This is a genomic window from Paenibacillus lutimineralis, assembly GCF_003991425.1.
Taxonomy (GTDB): domain Bacteria; phylum Bacillota; class Bacilli; order Paenibacillales; family Paenibacillaceae; genus Fontibacillus; species Fontibacillus lutimineralis.
Genome location: NZ_CP034346.1, coordinates 1,572,977 through 1,596,708, shown reverse-complemented (window position 1 = coordinate 1,596,708; position 23,732 = coordinate 1,572,977). Strand labels below are relative to the sequence as shown.

The 23,732-nt window shown below is 51.8% G+C and carries 5 protein-coding genes; all 5 read right to left on the bottom strand.

The window, feature by feature from the left end:
* Positions 1 to 2: 2 nt before the first annotated feature.
* Genes EI981_RS06605 through EI981_RS06585 form a run of 5 tightly spaced genes read right to left on the bottom strand, consistent with a single transcriptional unit; the run spans position 3 to position 23,732 of the window.
* Positions 3 to 2,201 carry a beta-ketoacyl synthase N-terminal-like domain-containing protein gene (locus EI981_RS06605; RefSeq protein ID WP_126996550.1) on the bottom strand — a complete coding sequence of 733 codons (2,199 nt, stop codon included), beginning with the start codon at positions 2,199 to 2,201 and terminating at the stop codon, positions 3 to 5.
* Positions 2,198 to 8,656: an SDR family NAD(P)-dependent oxidoreductase gene (locus EI981_RS06600; RefSeq protein WP_162616110.1), complete on the bottom strand. Its 6,459-nt coding sequence runs from the start codon at positions 8,654 to 8,656 to the stop codon at positions 2,198 to 2,200. The genes EI981_RS06605 and EI981_RS06600 overlap by 4 nt, the downstream gene beginning before the upstream one ends.
* Positions 8,653 to 14,727, bottom strand: a complete 6,075-nt coding sequence (locus tag EI981_RS06595; RefSeq protein WP_126996537.1) for a beta-ketoacyl synthase N-terminal-like domain-containing protein — start codon at positions 14,725 to 14,727, stop codon at positions 8,653 to 8,655. The genes EI981_RS06600 and EI981_RS06595 overlap by 4 nt, the downstream gene beginning before the upstream one ends.
* 4 nt (positions 14,728 to 14,731) lie before the next feature.
* Positions 14,732 to 23,152 (bottom strand): SDR family NAD(P)-dependent oxidoreductase, encoded by an 8,421-nt coding sequence (locus EI981_RS06590; RefSeq protein WP_126996535.1) that lies wholly within the window; start codon positions 23,150 to 23,152, stop codon positions 14,732 to 14,734.
* Complete coding sequence (locus tag EI981_RS06585; protein WP_126996533.1) at positions 23,142 to 23,732, bottom strand: indolepyruvate oxidoreductase subunit beta; 591 nt, start codon at positions 23,730 to 23,732, stop codon at positions 23,142 to 23,144. Before EI981_RS06585 ends, EI981_RS06590 begins: the two co-directional genes overlap by 11 nt.

The window sequence follows — 23,732 nt, the reverse complement described above, 5'->3', positions numbered from 1 at the left end:
CTTTAAACTGAGCGGTATTCTTCGATGACAATGTGACAGTTGGTTCCGCTGAAGCCAAAACTGCTGACTGCAGCCATTCTAGAGCCTTTCTTGTTCACCGGCCATTCCACTAGTTCAGTATTGATATAAAAGGGGCTGCCCTGCAGCTTGATTTTTTCATTCAGTTCACGGTAATGAATCAGCGGCGGAATTTTCCGGCTCTTGAGCGAGAGTAGTATCTTAATAATACCGGCGACGCCTGCAGCCATCGTGGTATGGCCAATATTCGCCTTGATGGAGCCCAGCGCGCAGTAATGGGAGTCAGCGGTAAAATGACGGAACGCCTCCGTCAACGCCTTCACCTCAATGGGGTCACCAAGCGATGTGCCTGTGCCGTGCGACTCGACATAATTGATATCAGCGGGATCAATGTCAAATTTCTCGTAAACCGTCTTCTCCAACTGGATTTGTGAATTTACGCTTGGCGCGGTAATGCCGTTCGTTCTTCCGTCCTGGTTGACACCGGAGCCCCGAATCACCCCATAGATATAATCCCTGTCTCGAATCGCGGATCCGAGCGGCTTCAGCACCACTACACCTGTGCCTTCGCTTAGCAGCGTGCCATCGGCGCCGTTATCAAACGGCCGACAGACACCCTCCTTCGACAATATCTCCATCTGGCTGCTCTGCACGATACTGTCTGGCGTAAACATCAAGCGGATGCCACCGGCCAACGCCATATCACATTCCCCGCTCCATAGGCTGGAGCAAGCTTGATGCACGGCAACCAACGAAGAAGAGCATGCCGTGTCGATAGAAATACTCGGCCCTTTCAAATTCAAAAAATACGAGATTCTGGCAGCCAGAATTGAAGAAGAGGTTCCCGTAAACGCCTCGGCCGTATTTTCAAGGCTGTTCGCTTCTAGGTGCTTCGTGTAATCACTCGGCGCACATCCGACAAACACGCCGCAACGTGTATCTTGCACCGCCCGATCCGAGTATCCGGCATCCTCCAGGGCATTCCAGGCCTCCTCCAAAAATATTCGCTGTTGTGGATCCATCATTTCCGCTTCCCGAGGAGAGATATTGAAGAAAAGCGGATCGAATTCATCCACGTTGTCCAGGAGACCTGCTACTTTGCAATAAGTCTTTTGAACGGCTTTGCGATCCTCGTCATATGCGGAATGGATGTCGAATCTTTCCTCTGGGACTTCGCCTATGCTGCATACACCGTCACGTAGATTCCGCCACAGTTCCCGGGTTGTAGAAGCCCCGGGGAACCTTCCGGATATCCCTATGATGGCAATTCCCTCTGGTAATGAAGAAGCACGTTCTGTGGCGGGAATCATCGTTTGGGCTACGCTTTCTACCGTTCTAGCATCGTCCCCAGCTTCCGCTGCAGTCGCTTGTGCCCGGCCGGAAGCCGCTTCCTCTGCGTGATTTCCTTTAAGCTTTAGCCTTGGCGGCTGTACGGTGTTCTGCTTCTCATCTCCCCGCCTGTCCGGCGAATGCAAAGGCTTTAATGATAGCGCCGATGGCCGAGTCAAAGCTGGTTTCAATGACTCAAGTGGTTGACCTGCCTCAGACACAGCAGATTTCTCGACTGGTGACAACGCAAGCTTTTCCGCTGTTGGCCGTGAAGCACTCACCGCTGGCTCTGGTGCAGGACTCTCCGCTTTCTGCGGAGGAGAAACCGGCAGTTCTTGAGCCGTCGGTTTCGGATTGTTTTTGGAAAATTGACTGATAAGGTCATTCATATATTCGTACCGGTGGTTCAGCCTCTGCTTCGCAGGAGGCTCCTTAGCCGCCAATGACTGTTGCTTATCCTCTTCCACAGTGATATGGCTGTTCATTTGTACTTCGTTCCAGACATAGCTTGAAAGCTCTGAAATGTTTGGGTAGTCATAAAGCTGAATGCCGTCCATATGGATATGCAGAGCATCATTCAAATCGCGAACGATTTCCACGCTGCTGATAGAGTCAATCCCCATTTCCTTGAAGGAAAGATCCTCCTGCAGTTCATCTGGCTGTATCTTGATGATGCGGCACAGCACATCCATAATCAGCAGCTTCACGGTATCCTCCGTAGGCTTGACTCGCACCTCCACAGGAGGAACTTGCTGCTGCTTCAATTCATTGAGTCGCTTCAGCCCTTCGCGGGCGTCCATCCGATTATCCTTTATCTGCTGCAAAATTCCCTTGATCAACTCGCCGTTACTCATAGATACACCTCCAGAAACTGGGCCACTTCATTGACATCCAGTTCATCCTCGTTCATCCGTGTCAACAGATCCAGCAAATCCCGCTCCTCGTTGCTTTCTACCGCTACCCGCGATTCCGGGCCAGGCTTCTCCGACACCTGCCAGTTGATGATATGGGCTGAAAGGAGCTGTATGGTGGAATAATCATAAATGTCGATGGTATCCAGTTGGAGGCCAAAGCTTTCATTGATGTCGCGTACTATCTCGACGCCGCTGATAGAGTCCACGCCCATGTCCTTGAAATTCATTCCTTCATCCAATTCATCCTCATGCAGCTGAATACGATTGGCGATGATCCGTGCAACCTCGGACTGTATTTCTGCCGGGGAAACACCACGAGCCTGCGGAATCATCGGCGCTAGCTGCGATGGAGAGCTTGGCTGTGCCAAACTTGCACCGGAACTTTCGTCAAGCGGAGGCGCGGCTCGCGACGCTCCTGAAGGAAAGACTTCTCTTATCTCTGCCGCCGCTTTCTGCGTTTGCGGAATGCGTTCCGTACCCTCCTGCCCATAAGAGCGATACAAATGCAATATTTTTTCCTTGACTTCCGGTGTTGTAAAAGTAATCCTGTGCATCTCATTCTCGCGCTCTACACAGTACTGCAGCGAGTTCAGAACCCGGCCTGATAGCTCGCGCTTAAGTACGCTGACCGTTGTCCGCGGTTTCTCAGCTATAAGCCGCGCTATCGAAATCGCCTCTTGTAGCACGTTGGCTTTCGTCCTGAAAAGGACGGAGGCCGCTCTATTCTTCAATTGCTCGCCCGTATACATTTTGGCGGTAAACATCATTTCGGTGGCCAGATTCTTGCCCAGCTTATCCTCCAGAATAAATGTGGCCCCCATGCCCGGTGTAAACCCGTATTTGGCAAAAGCCGCGGAATACACACTCTCTTCGGCCATAACCACGACATCCGCATACAGTCCGAACAACATGCCGCCGCCGGAGGCGTGGCCTTCCATCGCAGAGATGACCGGAACGGGACATTCCAGCATTCCCCGGTATAGAATGGGGGCATCGGTAAAGCTCAACTTGGAATCTGAAATGTCGAGCAGTTGTTCCTGGGTTCCACCCATGGAAAAAATCCGTTCATTTCCCGCCACCACGATGGCCTTGATTCGTTCGTCGTTCTGTACCCGCTGGAAGCAGTGAGTGATACCCTGGATAACCTCATGTGTAAATGTATTGTTATGTAGTGAGTCTTGGATTCGAATCAAAGCGATATTGCCATCTATATACTCCAGCCCTACCTCGCTGCCCGTATAAGGAACCCCTGGCGTTTCAGCCATGGGTGGCCTGGATGTTCCGCTTGCCGATTCAACCTGTTGATAAGAATGGCTGGCCGCTTTCAGGAAATCCGACTGTGCAGATGCAGGCCTAGCCTCCGGACTTTGGCGTTTAGACTGGCCCGGATGAATTCCGGCGCTTGCAACAGGAGTTGTCGATCTTACAGCACCGTTCTCATGTTCCATTGGCTCGATCCAGTGCCGCTTCCGCGCAAACGGATAATGCGGCAGCCGGAGAAGCAAGGGCAACTTTGCCCCGTACAACTCTTTCCAGATGATAGCCGTGCCTTCAGTCCAAGCTCTGGCCAACGTTCCGGCATGATTAAGTGAGTAAGATCCTGTTTGGGGCTGCAGATCGGCTTTTTTTCCGCCCTCTCCGGTGAATATTCGTCCAGATGCGCCTCCATCGAGATAAAGCTTCAGCTCCCCAATCAGCTCATCCAGCGAATAATAAATAATGGCCATCCTGTGCTTCATAGGCTCCCTGGCCGTTTGCAGCGTGTAGGCTAGGGATCTCAAGGAAATGTCATGCCCGCCTCTCCCTTTGTAGGCGGATAGAGCGGCATCTTGTCCGTTCCATCCGGAGACAAGGGATGCCATCTGATGCATTGTAAAGTCTCCGTCGAAGGCCAACGCGTTCAACCTCTGCCCGCCGGCTTCAAGCCTGCCGCACAACTGAACGAATTCCACATGACCGAGCCCAAGCTCGCCCAGGGTGCTGTCCTCTCCGATGTGTCCGGCCGGTATACCCTGAATGTCTGCTACCGCAACCTTAACTTGCGCTAATGCATCTTGAAGCTCCTTACCGCTTTGGTTACTTCCACCGCCCAGAAAAACCATCATCCGACTTGCATAGGCCTGCAGCCGTTCTGCGGTTTGGGCAGAGAGCACAAAAATATGCGGCCCCTCTTCCTCTGCTCCGTTCCTACCGTGGATTGTCTCCGCCGCGCCATCGTCTACCTTTTCCAGAATAAGATGGGCGTTGGAGCCGCCAGCTCCGAAAGCGCTGATGCCGGCTCGAAGCGGATGCACCGTCGTTACGCCGCTCGCCGTTGTGATGACCGGTTTCCATTCCTCCAACTTGCGCTGCACATAAAATCCGGAATCTTCAAAAGGGATATGCGGGTTCAGCGTCTCCGAATGGATTGAAGGGACAAGTTGTCCATGCTGCATCTGCAGAAGTACTTTAGCAATAGACGAAATGCCTGCGGCCGCTTCGGCATGCCCGATATTGGACTTGACAGAACCTATGGCACAGCGGAACTCTTCCGTGCTGAACGGCTTATAAGCTTTCATCAGCGCCCTTACTTCAATGGGGTCGCCAAGTGAGGTTCCTGTGCCGTGCGCCTCAATATAATTGATCGTGGCGGCATCCACTCCGCTGCGGGCAATCGCTTCTGCTACAGCCTCTTCCTGTGCCTTCTGGTTGGGAACCGTAAAACCACTGGATTCTCCACCGTGGTTGATGGCACTCCCTTTTATGACCGCGTATATCCGGTCTTGATCGCGCTTTGCCTGTCCCAGCGGCTTGATCAAGATGGCGCCTGCTGCTTCTGCTGGCACATAGCCGTCCCCGCCCTCGCCGAAGCTCCGGCAACGGCCGTCTGAAGAAGCGAAGTTTCCTTGAGACAACAATAAATATTTGTCAGGATGAACCGACAGATTGACGCCCCCCACCAAAGCCATGGGAGAATCCCCGCTTTTGACGCTTTGGCAAGCTAGATGCAGCGCCGTAAGCGATGAAGAACACATCGTGTCAATTCCAAGCGAAGGACCCGTCAATCCAAAATAATACGATACCCGATTGGCAATCGAAGAAATGGTCGAGGTGGACACGTTTCGGCTGTTGTTATACAACTGATACTGCATCCACATTGCTCCGGCAAATACGCCAATTTTGCGGCCTTTCAGCGCCGATCTCGTATAACCCGCATCTTCAAAAGCTTCCCATGCCATCTCCAGAAAAACTCGTTCATGCGGATCCATCAGCGCCGCCTGGTAAGGAGCGACATTAAACAGCAATGAATCAAATTTATCCACGTCGCGGAGGAATCCTCCCCATTTCGAGGCATCCTTGGACCAACTGTCCCGCGCAATGCGCTGAACTTCCTCATGGCTCCAGCGCTCTGGATCAATCTCCGTAATACAATCCTTTCCTGACTTCAAGACCTCCCAATATTCAAAAAGATCGTCCGCACCCGGGAATCTGCCGCTCAGTCCAATGATTGCTAAATCATCATCCTTCGTCAGCGCCTCCGCAGCCGTTATCGAAGCATGTGCCGGTGACGCGGGCAGCGAATCTTTTTCAGGTAGCTTATGATTTGCAGACAGTGTATCCTCAGCGGGTAACTCATGCGTATATTGTGGCGTTAAAGACGCTTCTCCTTGAGGCTGGTTTTTCGCTTCTCCCTTTGCAATAACGGCGTCAATCCGGCTCTCATCGCCCGGCAGAATCAGCAGTTCTGCTTCCTGCTGACGTAGCGCCCATTCCATTGCTCCGAGTCCGGCTTCCGTTTCCAGCAGTGTGATACCGAATCGTTCCCTCAAAGTGTGCTCGGTATGACTGCCGCCTTGCATGCCGCCTTCACGCCACAGCGGCCAGTTGACTGACAATGATTGGCCTTTGCGTTCCCCCTTGGCCCGCAGGCTTTCCCTCATGTATATGTATCCATCCATATAACCGTTGGCATATCCATAGTCGCTTTGGCCTGGATTTCCCAAGATGCCCGCCACCGAAGAGAAGGCGACAAAGAACGCCAGCGGCTCATGCTTAAATACCTCATCGAGATTCGCTGTGCCTTCTACTTTTACACGGAGCACCTGATCCAGCTCACTTCTGTCCTTCTGCACTAGGTATCCGTCGCGCGTAATCCCCGCGCAGTGGAAAATTCCGTGTACCGACCCGTATGTCTGCTTCAAGTGATGATGAAGACGTTGAACCGCTGCAAGATCGGTCACATCACAGCTCACATACTCCAGATTCGAGTATGACTCGAGGAGGGCGTGAAGTCCTTCCGGCGGATTTCCGGCTCTTCCACAAAGAATAGCTTGTCCGCCCTGGCTTGCAATGTACTTCGCCAGAAGTTTGCCGATTCCCCCGGCTCCGCCGGTGACCAGATAGGTACAATTGCTGCGAATGACGGATTCTCCGGAGGACTGAACAGCGGTACCCACTTTACGGTAGCCTTTAACCATACGCTCATTTCGCTCGTAGCTAACGCTATGCTCATCGTTCCAGCTCCCGTAAGCCTCATCCAATACAATTTGAACTTTTTGTTTACGGCTGACTTCATCCAGTCCCACGCATTTATAGGACACCTTAACTGTTTCCGACTGGACGCAATGCAGAAATCCGGCCATGGCAGCATCTCCCGGGTGCGCGGTTGCGTTATCCCGGGCATACACATAAAGCACCTTCGCCGCCATCTTGATCTTGCGGCGCAACAGTTCCCTCAGCATATAGAAGATCGGATCAAGCCGATTCGCCTCTACGGTCAAATGCAAAGTATAGATGATAATCCCAGGCATACACCCTGAACGCTTCAGCTCATCAGCGAGCCATACATAATCCTCTTCCCGAGAAAAAGCTAATTGGTATACCCGCTCTTCAACCGTGCCACGCCGCTCACCAGGAAGTACATAGGTGAAGCATTCGGCAGCTTCCGTGCCTTTAAGGGCGTACAATTCGTCATGGCTGCTGCAAAAAACCAGTACCTGCTCCGTTTTCCCCACCAGTCCAGCGGCTTCAAGCGGGCTTGAAAACCACACCGGCGCGTAAGCTTGGACTGCCGCACTCTCCGTACCTGAAGGGCAGACATCTGATCTACTGGTGCCCGGGTAAGACGGATATCCATCACCCCTGTGCTCCACGCCCCCATCCAATGTCGCAAAAAAAACGGAGCCGTACTCTTCCAGAATATATTGGCTTAATTCTTCGATATTAGCGTATTCAAAGAGCAGGGTAGGGTACAAGCTGTCGCCGAGCCTATCCTCAAGCCGTTTGACGATCTCCAGTAGATGCTGCGAGTTCAGGCCCTGGCTGTAAAAGCCTTCCGCTTCATGCAGTCCAGCGCCGGGGATCCCGGACAAGCTGCTGATCAGTTCCTTCAAATAAGAAGCTATGGCTTCTTTCTGGTCTGCCGGAGCCGCGGCAACTTCAGGCAACAGGAGCGTAGCCGGCGCTCCGGCGGTTTCTAGAAGGGCTTGTGCAGGCTCCACTTTTTTCAACCTGCTGATCAAATCCTTGGAACGGATTTTTTTGAGCCCCCAGCGCTTGAAAGTAGCAATTTCCTCCCCCTGCGCGTTGTACACCTCGATGTCAAAGTACATTAAATCCTTGATCGCTCCGTCAGGATATCCTTCGTCCTTGATGTAGACGTAGATTTGTTTCTTCATCGGTTCATAGGAACGGAAGGACTCAATAAACATCGGGATGGAGGCATGGACCTCCTGGGAGAAATCAAGATCCTGAAGTACCACGAAGCCTTGCACCAGCGTCGCGGCATCCAAATAGCACGGATGCATGTAATAATGGCCTAGATACTCTCCAGCCAGCTCCCCTAGTGTAATCTCCGCTAGAATGCGGCGGTTGCCGTAATATAGCTTGCCTAGTCCCTTCATGAAATCACTGTGCCGGATATCGATTTTGCGCACATAGCTATAGGCATAATCCATGTCCTCCACACGCTGGCTTTCATTCTTGATAGCAGCAATGTCGATCGTCTTGCGTTCCGCGGTTGAAGCAAGGTGGAGATGGAGCTCGCAGCGGAGATTCTCATCCCAATCGCCGCTTAGTACTTCATCTCCCTTTACCCTCATGCTCTGCGCCAAAACCTCGTAGAATCCAGCTCTTTTCGTGAAGCTAATGCGGATTTTTTTATCATAATACTCGCTTGTGGAGATCGGCTCGCTGAACAGAATCTTTCGCAGTTCGATATCACGCAGCACAATACCTTTCGACTGAAGAAATCGGTAGATCATGTCAAGCAGAGTAACACCGGGCATAATTCGGACGCCATGTACCCTGTGATCCCTGACGATATAATTGCTGTTTTTTATTACTGTGCTGAACCGCACATCGCTTAACGCGTCCATCTCCTGCACACCTTTCCGCTCCCCCATATTCAAGTTCATTCTTCTACGAATTGCAAAAATGACAATTGATCCTGATCTGCCCCGGATGGATTGCATGCTGCTTTCCTACCGTCAACCCAGGCCCTGGCGCGTTGGAACCGCGTCGCAGGCAGAGGTTTTCTACGTTCCGAATAACCGCATAGCAACCCTTCCGTGCATTCGCCGATAATAGCGTGCACATTGGTTCCCCCGAAGCCGAAGGAACTGATGGCCGCCCGTCTCGCATCTCCATGTTTGCGCCATGCAGTTGTCTCCAAGACAGGGTAGAACGGCGAGTTCTCAAAATCGAAGCGCGGATTTGGCTTGCTGCAATTCAGAGTCGGAACCAGTATCTTGTAGTAAACACATAATGAAGCCTTGATAAAGCTTGCTATCCCCGCTGCGCTCAGGCAGTGGCCTATGTTGGTCTTTACGCTGCCGACGCCGCAGAATCCGATGTCATCGGTGTACGTCTTGTATACGGTGGTTAGAGCCTTCAATTCGATTGGATCGCCAATCATGGTTCCTGTGCCATGGGTCTCGACATATCCGATAGTTCGCGGATCAATACCTGCTCGAGTAATCGCGTCGGCAATGACCTCTTCCTGGGCCTGCTTGCTTGGGGTAGTGACACCCATCGTTCGCCCGTCATTATTCGCCGCTGTCGCTTCAATAACCGTGTAAATGCGGTCACCATCGGCAAGCGCCTTATCCAGCGCCTTCAATAGCACTACGCCACAGCCTTCGCCCGGCACAATTCCATTTGCATCGACATCGAAGGTGTGACATTTGCCATCGGGCGACATCGCTTTGGAGGCGCTGAACACAAGGTACGGTCGCTCGTCGAGGATGAGGTCAACGCCGCCGGCAACAGCCATTTCCGATTCACCGGTACGGATACTCTGGCAAGCCAGATGCAAGCTCATCAGCGAGGAGGAGCATGCGCTGTCTACGGTAAGACTCGGTCCCTTCAAATTAAAATAATGTGAGGCATAGGAGGCGATGAAATTCTGCCCGATGCCGATAATGGTATTTTTATTGAAATCCTGCACCCAGTTCGGATAGGAACCGGGGTGGGCACCGATAAATATCCCCACCTTGCGTCCGCTGATCTCAGATTTCTCATATCCTGCGTCGAGAAACACCTCGGCGGTGACTTCCAGGCACTGCCTCATCAGAGGGCTGATCTGCTCGGGATTCTCTTTAATCTCAAAATACTCGTTATCAAAGAGTTCAATATCTTCAATAAATCCGCCCCATTTGCTTATACTTTTGCCTTCAGTGGGAACGGGAGAATACAGCTCTTCTGCGTTCCATCTACTGCACGGTACCTCGGTAATGCTGTCTACGCCCTGCTTCAAGTTGTTCCAGAAGGTGTCCTTGTCCGGAGCACCCGGGAAATGGCAGCCAATACCGATTACGGCGATCCGGCTGTCTTTGTCGGTCGGGCCGGAGGCTTTCCTCCGCTTCTCCGTGCAGTTTGTTCCATATTCCGGAACGCGGTCGAAGCCGTCAGCCAGCTTCAGTCCGTCGTCCTCTCGGCTCCGTCCTGGCTCCCTTGCTTCCTCCTGGAATTCCGCGTTACCCCCAACTAGAAGATGCTCTGCCAACGCCTTCATATCGCGAAGCTCAAAGAACAGGGCTGGGTCGATGCGTGTATGGAATGCGTCGTCCAGCTTTTTGATGACTTCAATGAGCAGGATGGAGTCAACGCCGATTTCTGCAAACGGCAGATCTTCACGCAACCGATCCTTCGGCAGCTTTAACTCCTCGCCAAAAATATGCATAATCTGCGCAGTGGCGCGCTTAATTGCATTTGGGGGGAATTCCCCATCGTTCGTATGCACCCGGGACCGATTCTCAGGCACATGCTTCTCTGTATCGACCTTAGTGACCGGGCCAGGCCGCAGAATCGCTCCGGGATCAAAGGCTTCGCTGCTCACGATAGCAGGCATCACGCTAGGCTCTTTCCCCGACATAGCATCTTCAAGCATGAATAAGCCGTCGGCCAAGCTGTGAGCGGTGAAGCCTGCCCCAGTATACAACGAGCTTAGCGGGAACCCAGTATCGGCCAACATACCGACTTCCGACCAGCTTGGCCAAATAATCGACTGGAAATGCTTGCGCCCCAATTCCTGCTGATGGCGGATATACAGATCCGAATAGCAGTTGGCCGCACTGTAATCGCTAAGTCCAGCAGATAGTACAGGCAAAGCGGCCGAGATGGAGGAGAAGGCCACGAAGAAATCCAGCCTGTCATCCGCAAACAAATCGCCTAGCATTTCCAGGCCTTCAACTTTGGGCTCGAATACCTGCCGGATGTCACCGATCTTTTTATTAATAAAGGCTGGGTGATTGTTCAGATTAGAACCCGCACAGTGTATGACACCGCCAATCTCACCCCATTGCCGCCTGATTTCAGCGAAGAAAGGCGAAAGCCGCGCCTTGTCGGTCAATGATCCGGAATAGAATTTGACATCCACACCTGCTGCTTCCAATTCCAATATCCGCTTCACTCTGGATTGAATACCAGAAGAAGCCATATCCGATGTAAGAATCTCATCCCAATTAGTTCTGGAAGGCAGAGGTTGAACGCCCATCAGCACAAGCTTCCTCACACCCCTTCTGGCAAGCAGGCGGACGACCTCCGCCCCAATGCCTCGGGTACCTCCGGTCACGACATAAAACTTACCGGGGTCAAGCGTGATACCACCTTCGCCTTCCATGTTGCGAGAAGCCCATTTATTGGCTTGCTTCAAGGAAGCAAATACGGGCTTGAAGCGAATTCCATCATTATAGGAGAGTTCAGCTTCAGCCGAATCGATACTAAGCTCGGCATAAACTGTATTAATGGCATCTTGTACCAACGACGACGACGATCGGCCAATGTCCACCGTCTGAGCCCGCACTTCCTTGTATTCCGCACGAATGGTTCGTATGATTGCAGCAATCTCCGCTCCTGCCAACGTCTCCGTTCGCCCATTTACGCCTTGCAGACCGCTCGTCAAATGGAGAATACACAAGCCTCTGGCATGCTTCTTTACGAGTGCCTGCAGCAGCTTAATTTTTCCGTAGTTTTGCTTGGAACGGTGATGCGGCTCAGAATGAAGATCAGAGAAGTCGATGACTGCGCGGATATGTGTCTTCAGCCCAAGTATAGTCTCAATCGCTGCATCACTGCCCCCCTCCTCCCAGAAATCGGCAGTAAGGAATCCGTCCTGCGAATCGCGAAGCCCACCCCCTCCAATGACCAGCACGGTATCAAATGATGCGTAGATCTCGGCTAACGCCTCCTCGTTCATTTCATCGTTTACAATGATGATGAAACGTCCATCCGGTCTTGCAGGCTGCGGCTGTGGTTGATGTTCCGCTTGCCTCCACTCTTTCTTCAGCAATACATAGTCCCCACCGTGAGACAAATTGTCCGTGGCAAGGGGAGCCATCCGGAGCCGGTTAATGATCAGAACAGCCTCGCCTTCTTCATTTAGCACCCTTGCGTCATAGCTGTTTCCGCTCCCCGTCAAATGAATATACCGCCCATCTTCCAGATCGCCGATCAATCGAATTTCGCCAAGAGCATAAACTGTGGACAACGTGCCTCCCATGCGCATAATATCCAGATTGGTGACCTGAAGAATCGCTTCTGTCAGCAACGGCGGGATGACATAGCCTTCCCTACAACACGCAGAAGGTGTAACGGCCACCAGATACCCAGACAGGCTGCTGTACAATTTTTCTGCGATTTGCGCTTGTTCATCGTATTCCAAGCCTTGATCGGCCAATGCGCTGTAGAACTGTTGGGATGTAAGGATCTGCGCGGCCCCCGCTTTAAAGCTTCGAATATTAAACCCGCTTGCTTCCACTTTCTTGGTAACTATTTCGGTTACGGATGATCCGGCTGCAACAATTCTCCGCCCCGTTTCCTCATAAAAAATACCAAACCGAAAAGAGTCCTCTGCTCCCTGCAGTTCGACGCAAAGCCTCTGCTCCTCTGATCCAGCCTTAAGCGGGTGCGTAAACTGGATATCCTTAAGCAGGTCGGTGGAGCCTCCGCCGCCAAGCTCCGTTGCTTTTGCCGCTATTTCGAGCAGTATAGCCTCACTGACCATTCGTTGGTTAAAGACAGTTTTGTAAATAAAATTGGGGTGGCCGGATAAGGTTTCGCTAATAAAGCGTATCCCCTCTATTGTGGATACATTACGGTGCAGTAGCGGATGAGATTCTCCCCCCTTAAGAGAAGTCGTGGCTGTTCCGCCGAGTTCCTGCTCTTCTATCCAACAGCGTATGTATTCAAAAGGATACGTGGGCAAAGACACTCTCCGACGATCTACTGGAGCGAACATGACCTTGAAGTCCGCCTCAAAGCCCTTAATGTAATAATTCGAAATAATATTGAGCGCCTTGTCTCGATCCACTGCCCCAAGGATGCCTTCCCGAAGTTGCTTCAGCAGCCCGTTTATCTTGACTTTTAACTCAGAATTCACCCTCTTGTTCCCGCTGCCGCCTTCCCCTCGGTACCATCCGGGACTTGGCCGCCGCTCTAGAAAAGCTTCCAATTCTCGAATCAGCTCTATTCTGCTGTCGGCAACAAACATGCTACGGTAATCATAATGATCCCTGCCTGCCAGCAATGTAAAAGAGATATCTTCAATACTCTCGACTGCACCCTGCTGCCGTAGATAGACGAGCAAACGGCGCGCCTGTATTTCTAATGCTCTATCGCTTTTGGCCGACAGCGCAAACAGAAGAGGCTTCATCTCTCCAGCCGGTCGTTCTCCCGCGCCCAGCTCCATATGCTCGGCAATCACCATATGGCAATTGGTTCCGCTCATTCCAAAGGAGCTTACTGCCGCCATGCGTGGACGCCCATCCAGACGATGCCAATCCTCAGTACGATTTCCTACGTAGAAAGGACTGTTTTTGAAATCAATCAACGGGTTGAGGCTGCTGCAATGAAGCGTCGCGGGAATCTTCCCGTGCTTCAGGCTGAGCAGCACCTTGAATAGGCTTGCCATACCTGAAGCGGACAGCGTATGTCCGATATTGCCTTTGATCGAGCCCAGATGGCAATACTGCTTCTTCGCGGTAAAAGGGCCGAAAGCTTCCGTGAGCGCCCCTACTTCAATCGGATCTCCCAGGCGAGTTCCAGTACCATGCGCCTCCACATAAGTAATCTCAGCTGGATCGATCCCATATTTTTCGTAAATCCCGCGTTCAAGCGAAGCCTGAGCCAAGCCGCTGGGAGCAGTGATTCCGTTGGTTTTACCATCCTGGTTCACCCCGATGCCTTTGATGACCCCATAAATATGATCACCATCGCGTATGGCGGAGGAATATTTCTTCAGGACAGCTACACCTACGCCTTCCCCCAATCCGATGCCGTCCGCCCCATCGGCGAACGGCTTGCAGATTCCATCGGCATTCAACATGCCCAGCTTTCCAAGGGACAAATAAATTGATGGCGTAAGCATGATTTGGATGCCTCCAGCAATCGCCATCTCACTGCTGCCATTGATCAGACTGTCGCAGGCCAACGAGAGTGCCACCAGGGAGGAGGAACATGCAGTATCAAGAGCTACGCTTGGCCCTTTCAAATTAAGCAGATAGGAAATACGGGCCGGGATCACAGATAGGCTGTTACCTGTTGGGACTTGTTCGTTGGCTTCATCCCGGAAGCGCTCTAGATATTCGCCTTGCTGAATCCCCACGAATACCCCACATTTGGTGCCCGACAACTCCTGTAAGGAGTAACCCGCATCTTCTACGGCCTTCCAAGATTCCTCCAGAAACAGCCGCTGCCGGGGATCCATATGCTCCGCTTCTTTGGGTGAAATGCGGAAAAACAAAGGATCAAATTGGTCCACATCAGGAATAAATCCCCCGTATCGGATATGCTTCATGTCTTCTTGTGCAAGCCGAAACAATTCGGGACGTTCCGGCGGTAGCTCCTGCAGACTACTTTGTTCATGAATGAGACCTTCCCAAAACTGGTTCACATCGCGGCTGCCCGAGAATTTACCTGAAATGCCAACAATGGCAATTTCATAATCCGCGGTAGCCTGCCGCTTGACTGTTTCAGTAGTATTCAGCATGGTTTCAGCTCTCCTCCAGTAGTAGTTCCAGTTCGTTTAGGTTGATTTTAACGTTCGTCAAAGCGTGATTCCCGATTTCCACCGGATTCAAGGTTTCCAAAGCAGCTTCCGGGTTTAGGTCAACTTCGTTATGCCGAGCAAGCCCGATTCTAGTGGAATACGTCTCTAGGATATGCTCTACAAGCAGTCGCGCCGTGTTGAAATTGAACAAGTCATTGGAGTGCAGGGCAATGCCAAGCCGATGATTCAGCTTGTCTACCAATTCCAGGGTCAACACTGAGTTGATACCCAACTCCGAAAATGGAATGTCGTCGTTAATACCTTCGGCCTCGGTGTAAATGACTTCGCCCAGCGTCCGGAACAGGCATTCTTCAATCATTTGTTCCACCTTGCTACTCTCTGGTGGGACGACCTCCTGGGGAAGCCCTTCCGGCGCATCATCACTAACCGCAATCAGATCCATTATCGTTTCCAAACGTTCTGAAGCAATGTCTATCCCAGCTGATTCTGAACCGTATTGCTCAGCGGCCTGTGTCATGTAGCCTTTACCGATCCAATAACTTTTCTTGCTGAAGCTGTAATTCGGCAGTGAGATCAGGGATGGAGCGCTTCCTTCATGGAGTTGCTTCCAGGGGATATCCACCTTCAAAAGCCACAGCTGGGCAATTTGCGGAAGGTTCCTGCTACTTAAAATTCGATCTATAAACTGACTGCCGGTATCGTTATGAAATAAAATTGAGGTCATTTCCCGCTGCGTTCCAGGGACGCTGGTGTAAACATCCGTCATGTTTCGTTCACCCGTACCAAAGCGGATTAGCATATCACGGAGACCCGCTATGCTGCGGCAAACAAAGGCCGTCCGCTCATCGAACATTTCACGCCCGGTTTGCAACGTGTAGGCAATATCCTCAAGCCGCAGCGTATAGTTCTCGGTGTCCGGCGAAGCAGGATTCCGGCGCTTCCGCCCTACCTCTGCATACCGGTTCATTAACTCCCGTAACGTACGGCTGTTCCAAAAAGCTTCCTCATCATAGTTACCTTGGAAAATCTCGCGGAGCTGTGTAGCAATAGCAACACGGTGCACCGCATCTGCGCTGAGGCTGGATAAATCCTCATCCCAATCGATAAGTTCGGGATTCACGCCGAGTACTTCCGCGATAACCTGTACGCATTTATCATAAATATCAGTCTGGCTCCAGAGCGTATCTTCCAGAACGGAGGCATATTCGTCTACTGAAGCAGCGTGCTGGTTACCTCCCTCACGATGGAGTCCGATATATTCCGCAAGCTTAAGCGCCTGCTCCCTTAGCTTGTCCGGTGTCTTAGCGGACAGCACGACCAGTTGCTCTCTTTCCGTTTCAGGTGTTCGCTCCTCAGGCTCATAAGACTCTAGGATGAGGTGGGCATTGGTTCCGCCTGCTCCGAAAGAGCTGATCCCCGCCGTCAATGGATGCACCACCATCCCGGATGGCGCCTCCTCGATAATCGGCTCCCAAGGCTGGAGCGAACGCTGCACGAAGAACGGAGTTTTCTCGAAGTCGATATTGTCATTCAGCTTTTCCGCCAGAATGGACGGTACAAGAAGCTTATGCTTCATTTGCAGCAGCACTTTGGTGAGCGAAGCCATTCCAGCCGCTGATTCCAGGTGACCGATATTGCTTTTGACTGAGCCAATGGCGCAATATCCCGTTTTAGAGGTCGTTTTCTTGAACGCTTTGGTCAACCCAGCAATCTCGATCGGATCACCAAGCGCTGTTCCCGTGCCATGTGCTTCAATATAATTAATCACTTCCGGGTGGACTCCGGACTTTATCAGAGCTTCCTCGATTAATTCTGCCTGGGCATTCGGATTAGGAACCGTATAGGAGCTGACCTTCCCCCCATGATTGATAGCGCTGCCTTTGATAACACCGTAAATCTGATCTCCATCGCGCCGGGCCGCTTCGAGCGGCTTCAGTAATACGGCCCCGACACCCTCGCCGGGAACATATCCGTCTCCGCCTTGCCCAAAAGCCCGGCATTTGCCTTCCGTTGAACCAAATCTTTGGTCAGACAGAAAAATATACTTTGCGGGATGGACGACCGTATTCACGCTGCCAGCCACAGCCAGCTCGCTTTCACCGTGCCGGATGCTCTCGCATGCCATGTGGATTGCCACCAGTGCCGAGGAGCACATAGTATCCACAGCTATGCTCGGACCTTTGAAGTTGAAATAATAAGAAATGCGGTTCGCGATGGAAGCGAAAGAGGAACGCACATCCAACAGCTGCCCGTTAGCATACTGCTCAGCACCGAGCATCTGGTAGTGGGAATTCATAACTCCCACGAACACGCCAACTTTTTTACCGGAAACCTTTCCTCCGGCATAACCCGCATCCTCCAGCGTATGGTATGTGGACTGAAGCATCAGCCGCTCCTGCGGATCCATCAGTTCAGCTTCTCTAGGGGATATATGGAAAAATCCAGCGTCGAATTTGTCCACATCGTTCATAAACGCCCCCCATTTGGTATAGACCTTGTTGCTCTTCCCTTTTTCCGGGTCGAAGTCTTTGCGGTAATCCCAGCGTTCAGCGGGAATCTCAGTTACACAGTCTTTGCCCTGGCTGAGGATCTCCCAGAATTCATCCAGTGTATCCGCCATGGGATATTGCCCGCTCATGCCGACAATCGCGATATCACATCTTGAACTCCGTTCCAACGGTTCTAAATCTTCATCTATGAAGTGTTTTCGTTCCCCTGGTTCTGACGATAATGCTTCGTTTGGCACCAATTCAGTTGTTGAATTTCCCCATATATCTTTGGAAGCGGCTGGGATGCCAGCGGATGAACTTTTCGCTTCCGGTAATACGCACAGATCTGTTTGCACTGTTTGGAAATATTCCTCATGATGTTCCTTGAAGAAGCCCGCCAACTGCCCTATGGTGTTGTATTCGAAGAATAAGGTACTCGGCAAATCACTGAAATCCCGTTCAAGGATGGAATTCAAATCCATAATCATAATTGAATCGATGCCGTATTTGGAGAAATTCGCATCGGTTTGTAATTGACTCGGCGAAATCCCTGTCGCTTTCGATACAACATCCTTTAGATAATTTTCAATCGTTTGTTCTAGAGCCGCATGGTTTACGCGTTGAGAAGAAGCGTTCAATACCCGTTCTTTTTGTCCATTCCGATCATTATGATGAGCAGCATCTGCCACCCCTGCGTTGAATTCCGGCAAGCCGCGCCCTCCTTCCCGGGCCAATGCCCCCTCTTTTACATCCATCATTCGGTTGATCACTTGGGCATCTCCGCAAGTGACGATGGCGCGCGTCAAAGGGGTCCCGGCCAAACGTTCCAGCAGCTTAAGTCCCGTGCTCGTTTCAAGCCGTTCAAGCCCGGCCTGCTTTCGATACTGCACTTCTTCCACTGGAGAGAGCTGCATGGATCCCTCGCTCCACACCGGCCAATTGATCGACAGGGATGCGCCGTAACGTTCTCCAGCTAGAACCCGTTCCGCTCGCCATTCGGCAAATTGATCCATGAAACTGTTCGCAGCAGCATAACTGCCTCTTCCAAAATCGCCGATAATGGCGGAAATCGATGAGAAAAGAATGAAAAAGTCCAGTTTTTCATTGCGCGTCGCTTCATCAAGACCCACAGCCCCGTGAATCTTAGGAAGCAGAACCTCCGGCAGTTCACCGGGTACCGCTTCCGACAGAGTTTTGACACCTAGTACACCCGCACAGTGTATGACACCGTTTATTACGCCAAAAATCTTCTTCGCCTGCTTGACGATTGTATCGCCTGCTTTCAAGTCGGATAAATCTGCATCCAGGTAGATGACCTGCCCCGGCAGACTTTCCAGCCGCTCGAGCTGTCTGCGACGATTATCATCCAGTGCCGATCTCCCAACCAGCACAACGTTAGCGCTATACTTTGCAAGTACAAACTCCGCTACGGCCAGCCCGATCCTGCCCATTCCGCCGGTAATCAGGTATGTTCCGCCGCTGCGGAAGCCATTGGAACCCTCTGAACGCAAGGGCAACCCTTCAAGCGTATGAATAATCTTCAGACTACGAACACCCTTACGGTAAGCTACAACTGGGCAATATGCGGTTTTGTTGGCAAACAGTTCCTTCGCCGCCAACCGCGGCAGCTCCTCAGGGTCATCCACGTATACAATAGATGGTTGAACCATCCGGTACAGACTTTGGAAAGCCTTGCATAATCCTTTGAGCATGCCAGCCCCAACTTGCACTCCACTTCCTGCGGATACAAAAACAAAGCGTACCAACTGCTTGGGATTGACCTGCGAAGCTGCTTGAAACAAGTAATAAATAGAACAGAATTCATCTACAATTTCTGGTTTGTCCCATTCGTAAACGATGGAATCGATTCGAAGCCCTTGATTGCCTAATTCTTCAAACAATCGAAGGTAATCCTCAGGGCGCGCGGTATTCAGCATGTACTCGGAGCCTCCGCTGTCAAACTCGTAAGCAGGTCCCTGCTGTACAAACAGAATTTGTCTTGCCGCTTTTCCTTGCTCCTTCTCCAGCGCTTTCGCCAATTTTCCAGCATTCCCATTGTCTTTGCCGAAGTAAAGGACATGGACTGCCCCGCCTTCGACTTTCCGCACCTTCGTTTCTACCCAGCTTTCGGTGTATAAATGGACTTGACTCGCTTCGAGTATCGGCGGCTTCGGCTGGATCGCCCGAATTGTAAAGTCCCTGGCTTCCGCTAGCACTTCACCTTGCTCGTTCAGAATAAAAATTTGGAATCGTTTCATTCCCGCTTTCTTGCCGGCAGATTCTGGATCAAGCCGAGCATAAGAATAGCAGCTTGGGGTCAGTCTTCCGTATATTTTGAATTCACCTAGAGCGAAAGGAATATGCAGCCGGAGCTGCTTGTACGCCTCCATCCCCCCAACCCAAGTCACGGCGCGCAGCGCTGCATCGACAATAGAAGGGTGCAATTCATAGTCATTGAAGCTTTCCACCAAGTGCAGAGGCAAGTCCAGCTTTTCCAGAGATTCGCCTTCTCCTCCAAATGCTTCTGTCGTCGCCTGAAAACCAGAGCCGTAACGAAAACCGATGAAGTTCTCAAACACATCCTTGTAGCAAAAAGCTTTGGAAATCCGGGCTGCACAGCGTGCTTGAATCCCGGCAATATCCATCGCGGCAGGCCTACGGTTCCCACTATCCGCGATGCTAAGCTTACCCTGGCAATGTCTGATTTTTACCCCGTTGAGCAGGGTGTATACCTGAAACCTCATAAACTCCGCTTCATGGTAGATTTGTATATACGCATCACAAATATCTTCAATCTCCATACGGTTCACCCACATAACATCCCGGATTGTCTTCACCGGCTGTCCCGCAGCAAGCTCCCCTGCTGCCCGGGCAAGCTCCAGATAGGCAACCCCGGGCAAAATCACCCGGTTGTCCACGATATGGTCGCCGACATAGAAATCGCTCCGCTTCAGCGTCTTTACAAACAAACCGCTTTCGGGGCTGGACTTGTCCAGATCAAGCATGGGATGAGCCGTCCGCATGGCGCTTACCGTAGGTATTTCAAGTCCTCCCGGTCCAACCGCGCCTGTGGATTCCCTAAGCTGCACCCAGTGCTGCGTCCGTTCGAAGCTGTAACCCGGCAGTGGCCGTTTCCTGTAGCTCCCCGACGGATAGAGCAGATTCCAGTTGATATCCGCTCCAGCGATCCAAAGCTTGACTAGCAGCGCATTCAATCCGTATAGTCCTCCGGAACTGGGCGACAATGAGGCCTGCTCAATACCTGAGTGGGTTATGCGGATCACTTGGGTTTGTAAAGTCCCTCGTTCACGAAGCTGCTCTTTTAACTGTGCCTTCCAAACGTGGAGATCCAGAATCTCAGCCAGATGATCGCTGGCATCGTAGAGATGCGAATAAGGCGAATCTGCATGCAGTAAGCCTTGGCGTTCATTGATTTGACCACATACAGCTTCAAGCGCTCCGTCCTCCGATAGGAGTAGCGAGGTAGCCATTTCGCGTGTAAGCACTTCATCGGCGACAAGCTGGATCAGCTCGTTCAGCCAGTCATTCCTTATCCCGACCCGGTCAGTTAAATCCCATTTCCGGTTCAGCTTCAGGAGTGAGCCGTAGGCGACCAGAAGCAGCAGGATGCGTCGTTTTTCAAGCAAAGGCGCGCCTCCTGTAAGAAGCTCTTCATCGTTCAGAAGCGCTTCCGCCGTCAACCCCCAAGGAGCCAGAGCCTGATCCCAATCCTTCAAGTACTTCTTGAACGTAAATTGCGTCTTGCTCAGAATTCTCGCTTTTTGTGTATAATGCCGAAGGGAATCGCTGTCGCAGTCTTCCACCTGCTGCTCCCTAAGGCGGGCAGGATATTCGGTACCGATGTTTAGACGGTTAATTGGCACAGGTACATTGCTGCCTATGTAAGATAGCTCTGGGCGGCGCAAATTCCAATGGTCAACCGCCTCTTCGCCGATCAGCGCTGCATAAGCCTCTGCGGGTGTTATCATTCCGCTGATGGCCAGGGCCAGAAGTTCCCCCTGATGCTCGCCTCCGACCAAGCTGATTGGAACGCCCAGGCCAATCAGCGCTTTCGTCAGCGCATAATTGACGATAAAGGAATATGCGGCAGCCCGATCCTTCTTCCATCTGTAAAACCGTATACCGCTTCTGGGCTTCGATTTACCGGCGGCTTCAACCGCTGACAGCGCATCTTCAAAGTACTGCGAAATATAAGCCTGCTCCATCAGCGGCTTGATATTGGAATACCCCCGGTACACTGTATTAGTCAGTTGGAGCTGCAAATCGGTCTGCGCCCGTCCTATTCCCTGGCCGGCGGTAGCGGAGGCGAGTAATGCCTCAATGTCGGCCTTGCCGCGAACAACGGCGCCGATCCTATGCTCCGTACAATGCCTTCTTCCCGAAAGTAGAGTCTTGCATATATCGCCAATGGTTTCGTCCGTAACTTCTGGCGAATGAACGTGCATCTTCCAAGCTTCGATTTGGTTGCGCAAGCTGTTCCCGTTCAAGGCGGATAACGCAAAGATATGGCTTTCCTCCGCTTGTTTGCTTCGTTTCAACGACTCATGCCCATAACTTTCAAGAATCACGTGTGCATTCACCCCGCCGAAGCCGAAGCCGCTCACGCCCGCTCTAAGCGGGGTATGTTCATTGACAGGCCGCCAATCCGCATTCGCTGTAGCTACCCTAAACGGTGTGTATTCCCAATCCAGCAGTGGATTCAAACTGGACAAATTAAGCATCGCAGGAATCTTCTTATGCTTCATCATCAATAAAACACGGATAAGACCGGCCATTCCGGCCGCACTGGCCAGATGCCCGATATTGGTCTTCACCGAACCAATCGTACAGAACTGTTTCTCATTGGTATATTGGCTGAAAACCCGAGTCAGCGCCTCAACCTCTATGGGATCGCCAAGGGCGGTTCCGGTGCCGTGCGCTTCGATATAATTAACCGTTGCCGCGCTTAGTCCCGCCTGCCGGAGGGCCGTCTCAACAACATCCATCTGTGCCTTCATGCTGGGGGCAGCAATGGTTTGCGAAGCTCCGCAATGGTTGACCGCCGATCCCCGGATCACACCGTAAATGTGGCTACCCTCGGCGATCGCATCCTCCAGCCTCTGAAGCAACAAGACACCGACGCCCTCGCCTTGCACAAACCCGTCCGCATTTTCATCAAAAGCCTTGCACTGGCCATCCCGGCTCATCATGTTGGACTTGGAAAACGTGACATAACGCCACGGATGGTAAGACAGGCATACACCCGCGGCGATCGCGTATTTCGCTTCTCCCGATTGCAGGTTCTGCCTGGCTTTATGCACAGCCACTAGTGAGGAAGAACATGCCGTGTCCAGCGAAAGGCTTTCACCGTGCAGGCCCAAAAAATAGGAAATCCGATTGGCAGCAATGCATTCAAAATTACCGAGGCCCGCGTAATGATCCACATGCTCCCCTCCGGTCAACGCGGCCAGGCTGTAGTCATTCCCCGTTACTCCTACATAGACAGAGGTTCCCATACGTTGCAGCTCCTCCAACGGTATGCCTGAATCCTCCAGACAATGCCAGGTCTCTTCCAGAAGCATGCGCTGCTGGGGGTCCATACTGGTCACCTCGCGGGGCGACAGATTGAAGAAACTGTGGTCGAACTTGTCCAAATCATTTAATGAAGCGCAATATTTCACGAACTGTCCATTCTCCCAGCCTAGATCGGCTTCATTCTTCAACCCGAAACGGCCCGTCTCCCAGCGTTTGCGACTGATTTTGCGAACGGAATTCACATGACTTATCATGTTATCCCAATACTGGTCGTAGTGATCCGCATCCGGAAAGCGGCAACCGATTCCGACGATCGCTACATCAGACGGCGATGGACTTCCTTGCGTATTCGTAGTGAAGCTGTCGGTTTTAGAGACCATAGACAGTCTCCTTTTCTTCCGCGGCCAGCTGCTCTCTCATGCCCCCGAGCAACGAGAGAATACTTCCCTCCTGGAACTGCTTCTTGATATACTTTTCCATCGTCGGGCGCCAAACGTCGAATTCGAAGCCGAGCGACTGGAGCAGCGCACCGAGCATAACAAAATTCTCATTCCGGATATTGCCCGTTTCCCTGGCAATGGTAGACGCCTGAATAAAGGTGGTGTTCAGGTATTGAGAAAAGCTGCTTTCGTATATTCCTTTATATGTATCATCTTTCAATTCCGCCATATTGACGAGCATCCGACCCTCCAGCTTCAGGAAGCTGCCCCAGCGGAGCGCTTCAACCTGGTCGAAGCCTACGATATAATCCGCGGTACCTTTTTCAATAAGCGGCGAATGAATGGATGTTCCGAAGCGCACCTGCGCATGCACGCTGCCACCTCGCTGAGACATACCATGTACTTCTGAAACCTTAACATCATAGCCGAGCGTAACCAGGCCGTGGGAGAGCACATTCGTAACGGTAATGACGCCTTTACCGCCGATGCCAGCCAAAATAATGCTAATGGACTCTGACAT

What these genes read in the sequence shown, in the direction of transcription:
- EI981_RS06600 (WP_162616110.1), bottom strand. Translation starts at nt 8,656, where the DNA reads ATGAACTTGAATATGGGGGAGCGGAAAGGTGTGCAGGAGATGGACGCG.
- EI981_RS06585 (WP_126996533.1), bottom strand. Translation starts at nt 23,732, where the DNA reads ATGTCAGAGTCCATTAGCATTATTTTGGCTGGCATCGGCGGTAAAGGC.
- EI981_RS06605 (WP_126996550.1), bottom strand. Translation starts at nt 2,201, where the DNA reads ATGAGTAACGGCGAGTTGATCAAGGGAATTTTGCAGCAGATAAAGGAT.
- EI981_RS06595 (WP_126996537.1), bottom strand. Translation starts at nt 14,727, where the DNA reads ATGCTGAATACTACTGAAACAGTCAAGCGGCAGGCTACCGCGGATTAT.
- EI981_RS06590 (WP_126996535.1), bottom strand. Translation starts at nt 23,152, where the DNA reads ATGGTCTCTAAAACCGACAGCTTCACTACGAATACGCAAGGAAGTCCA.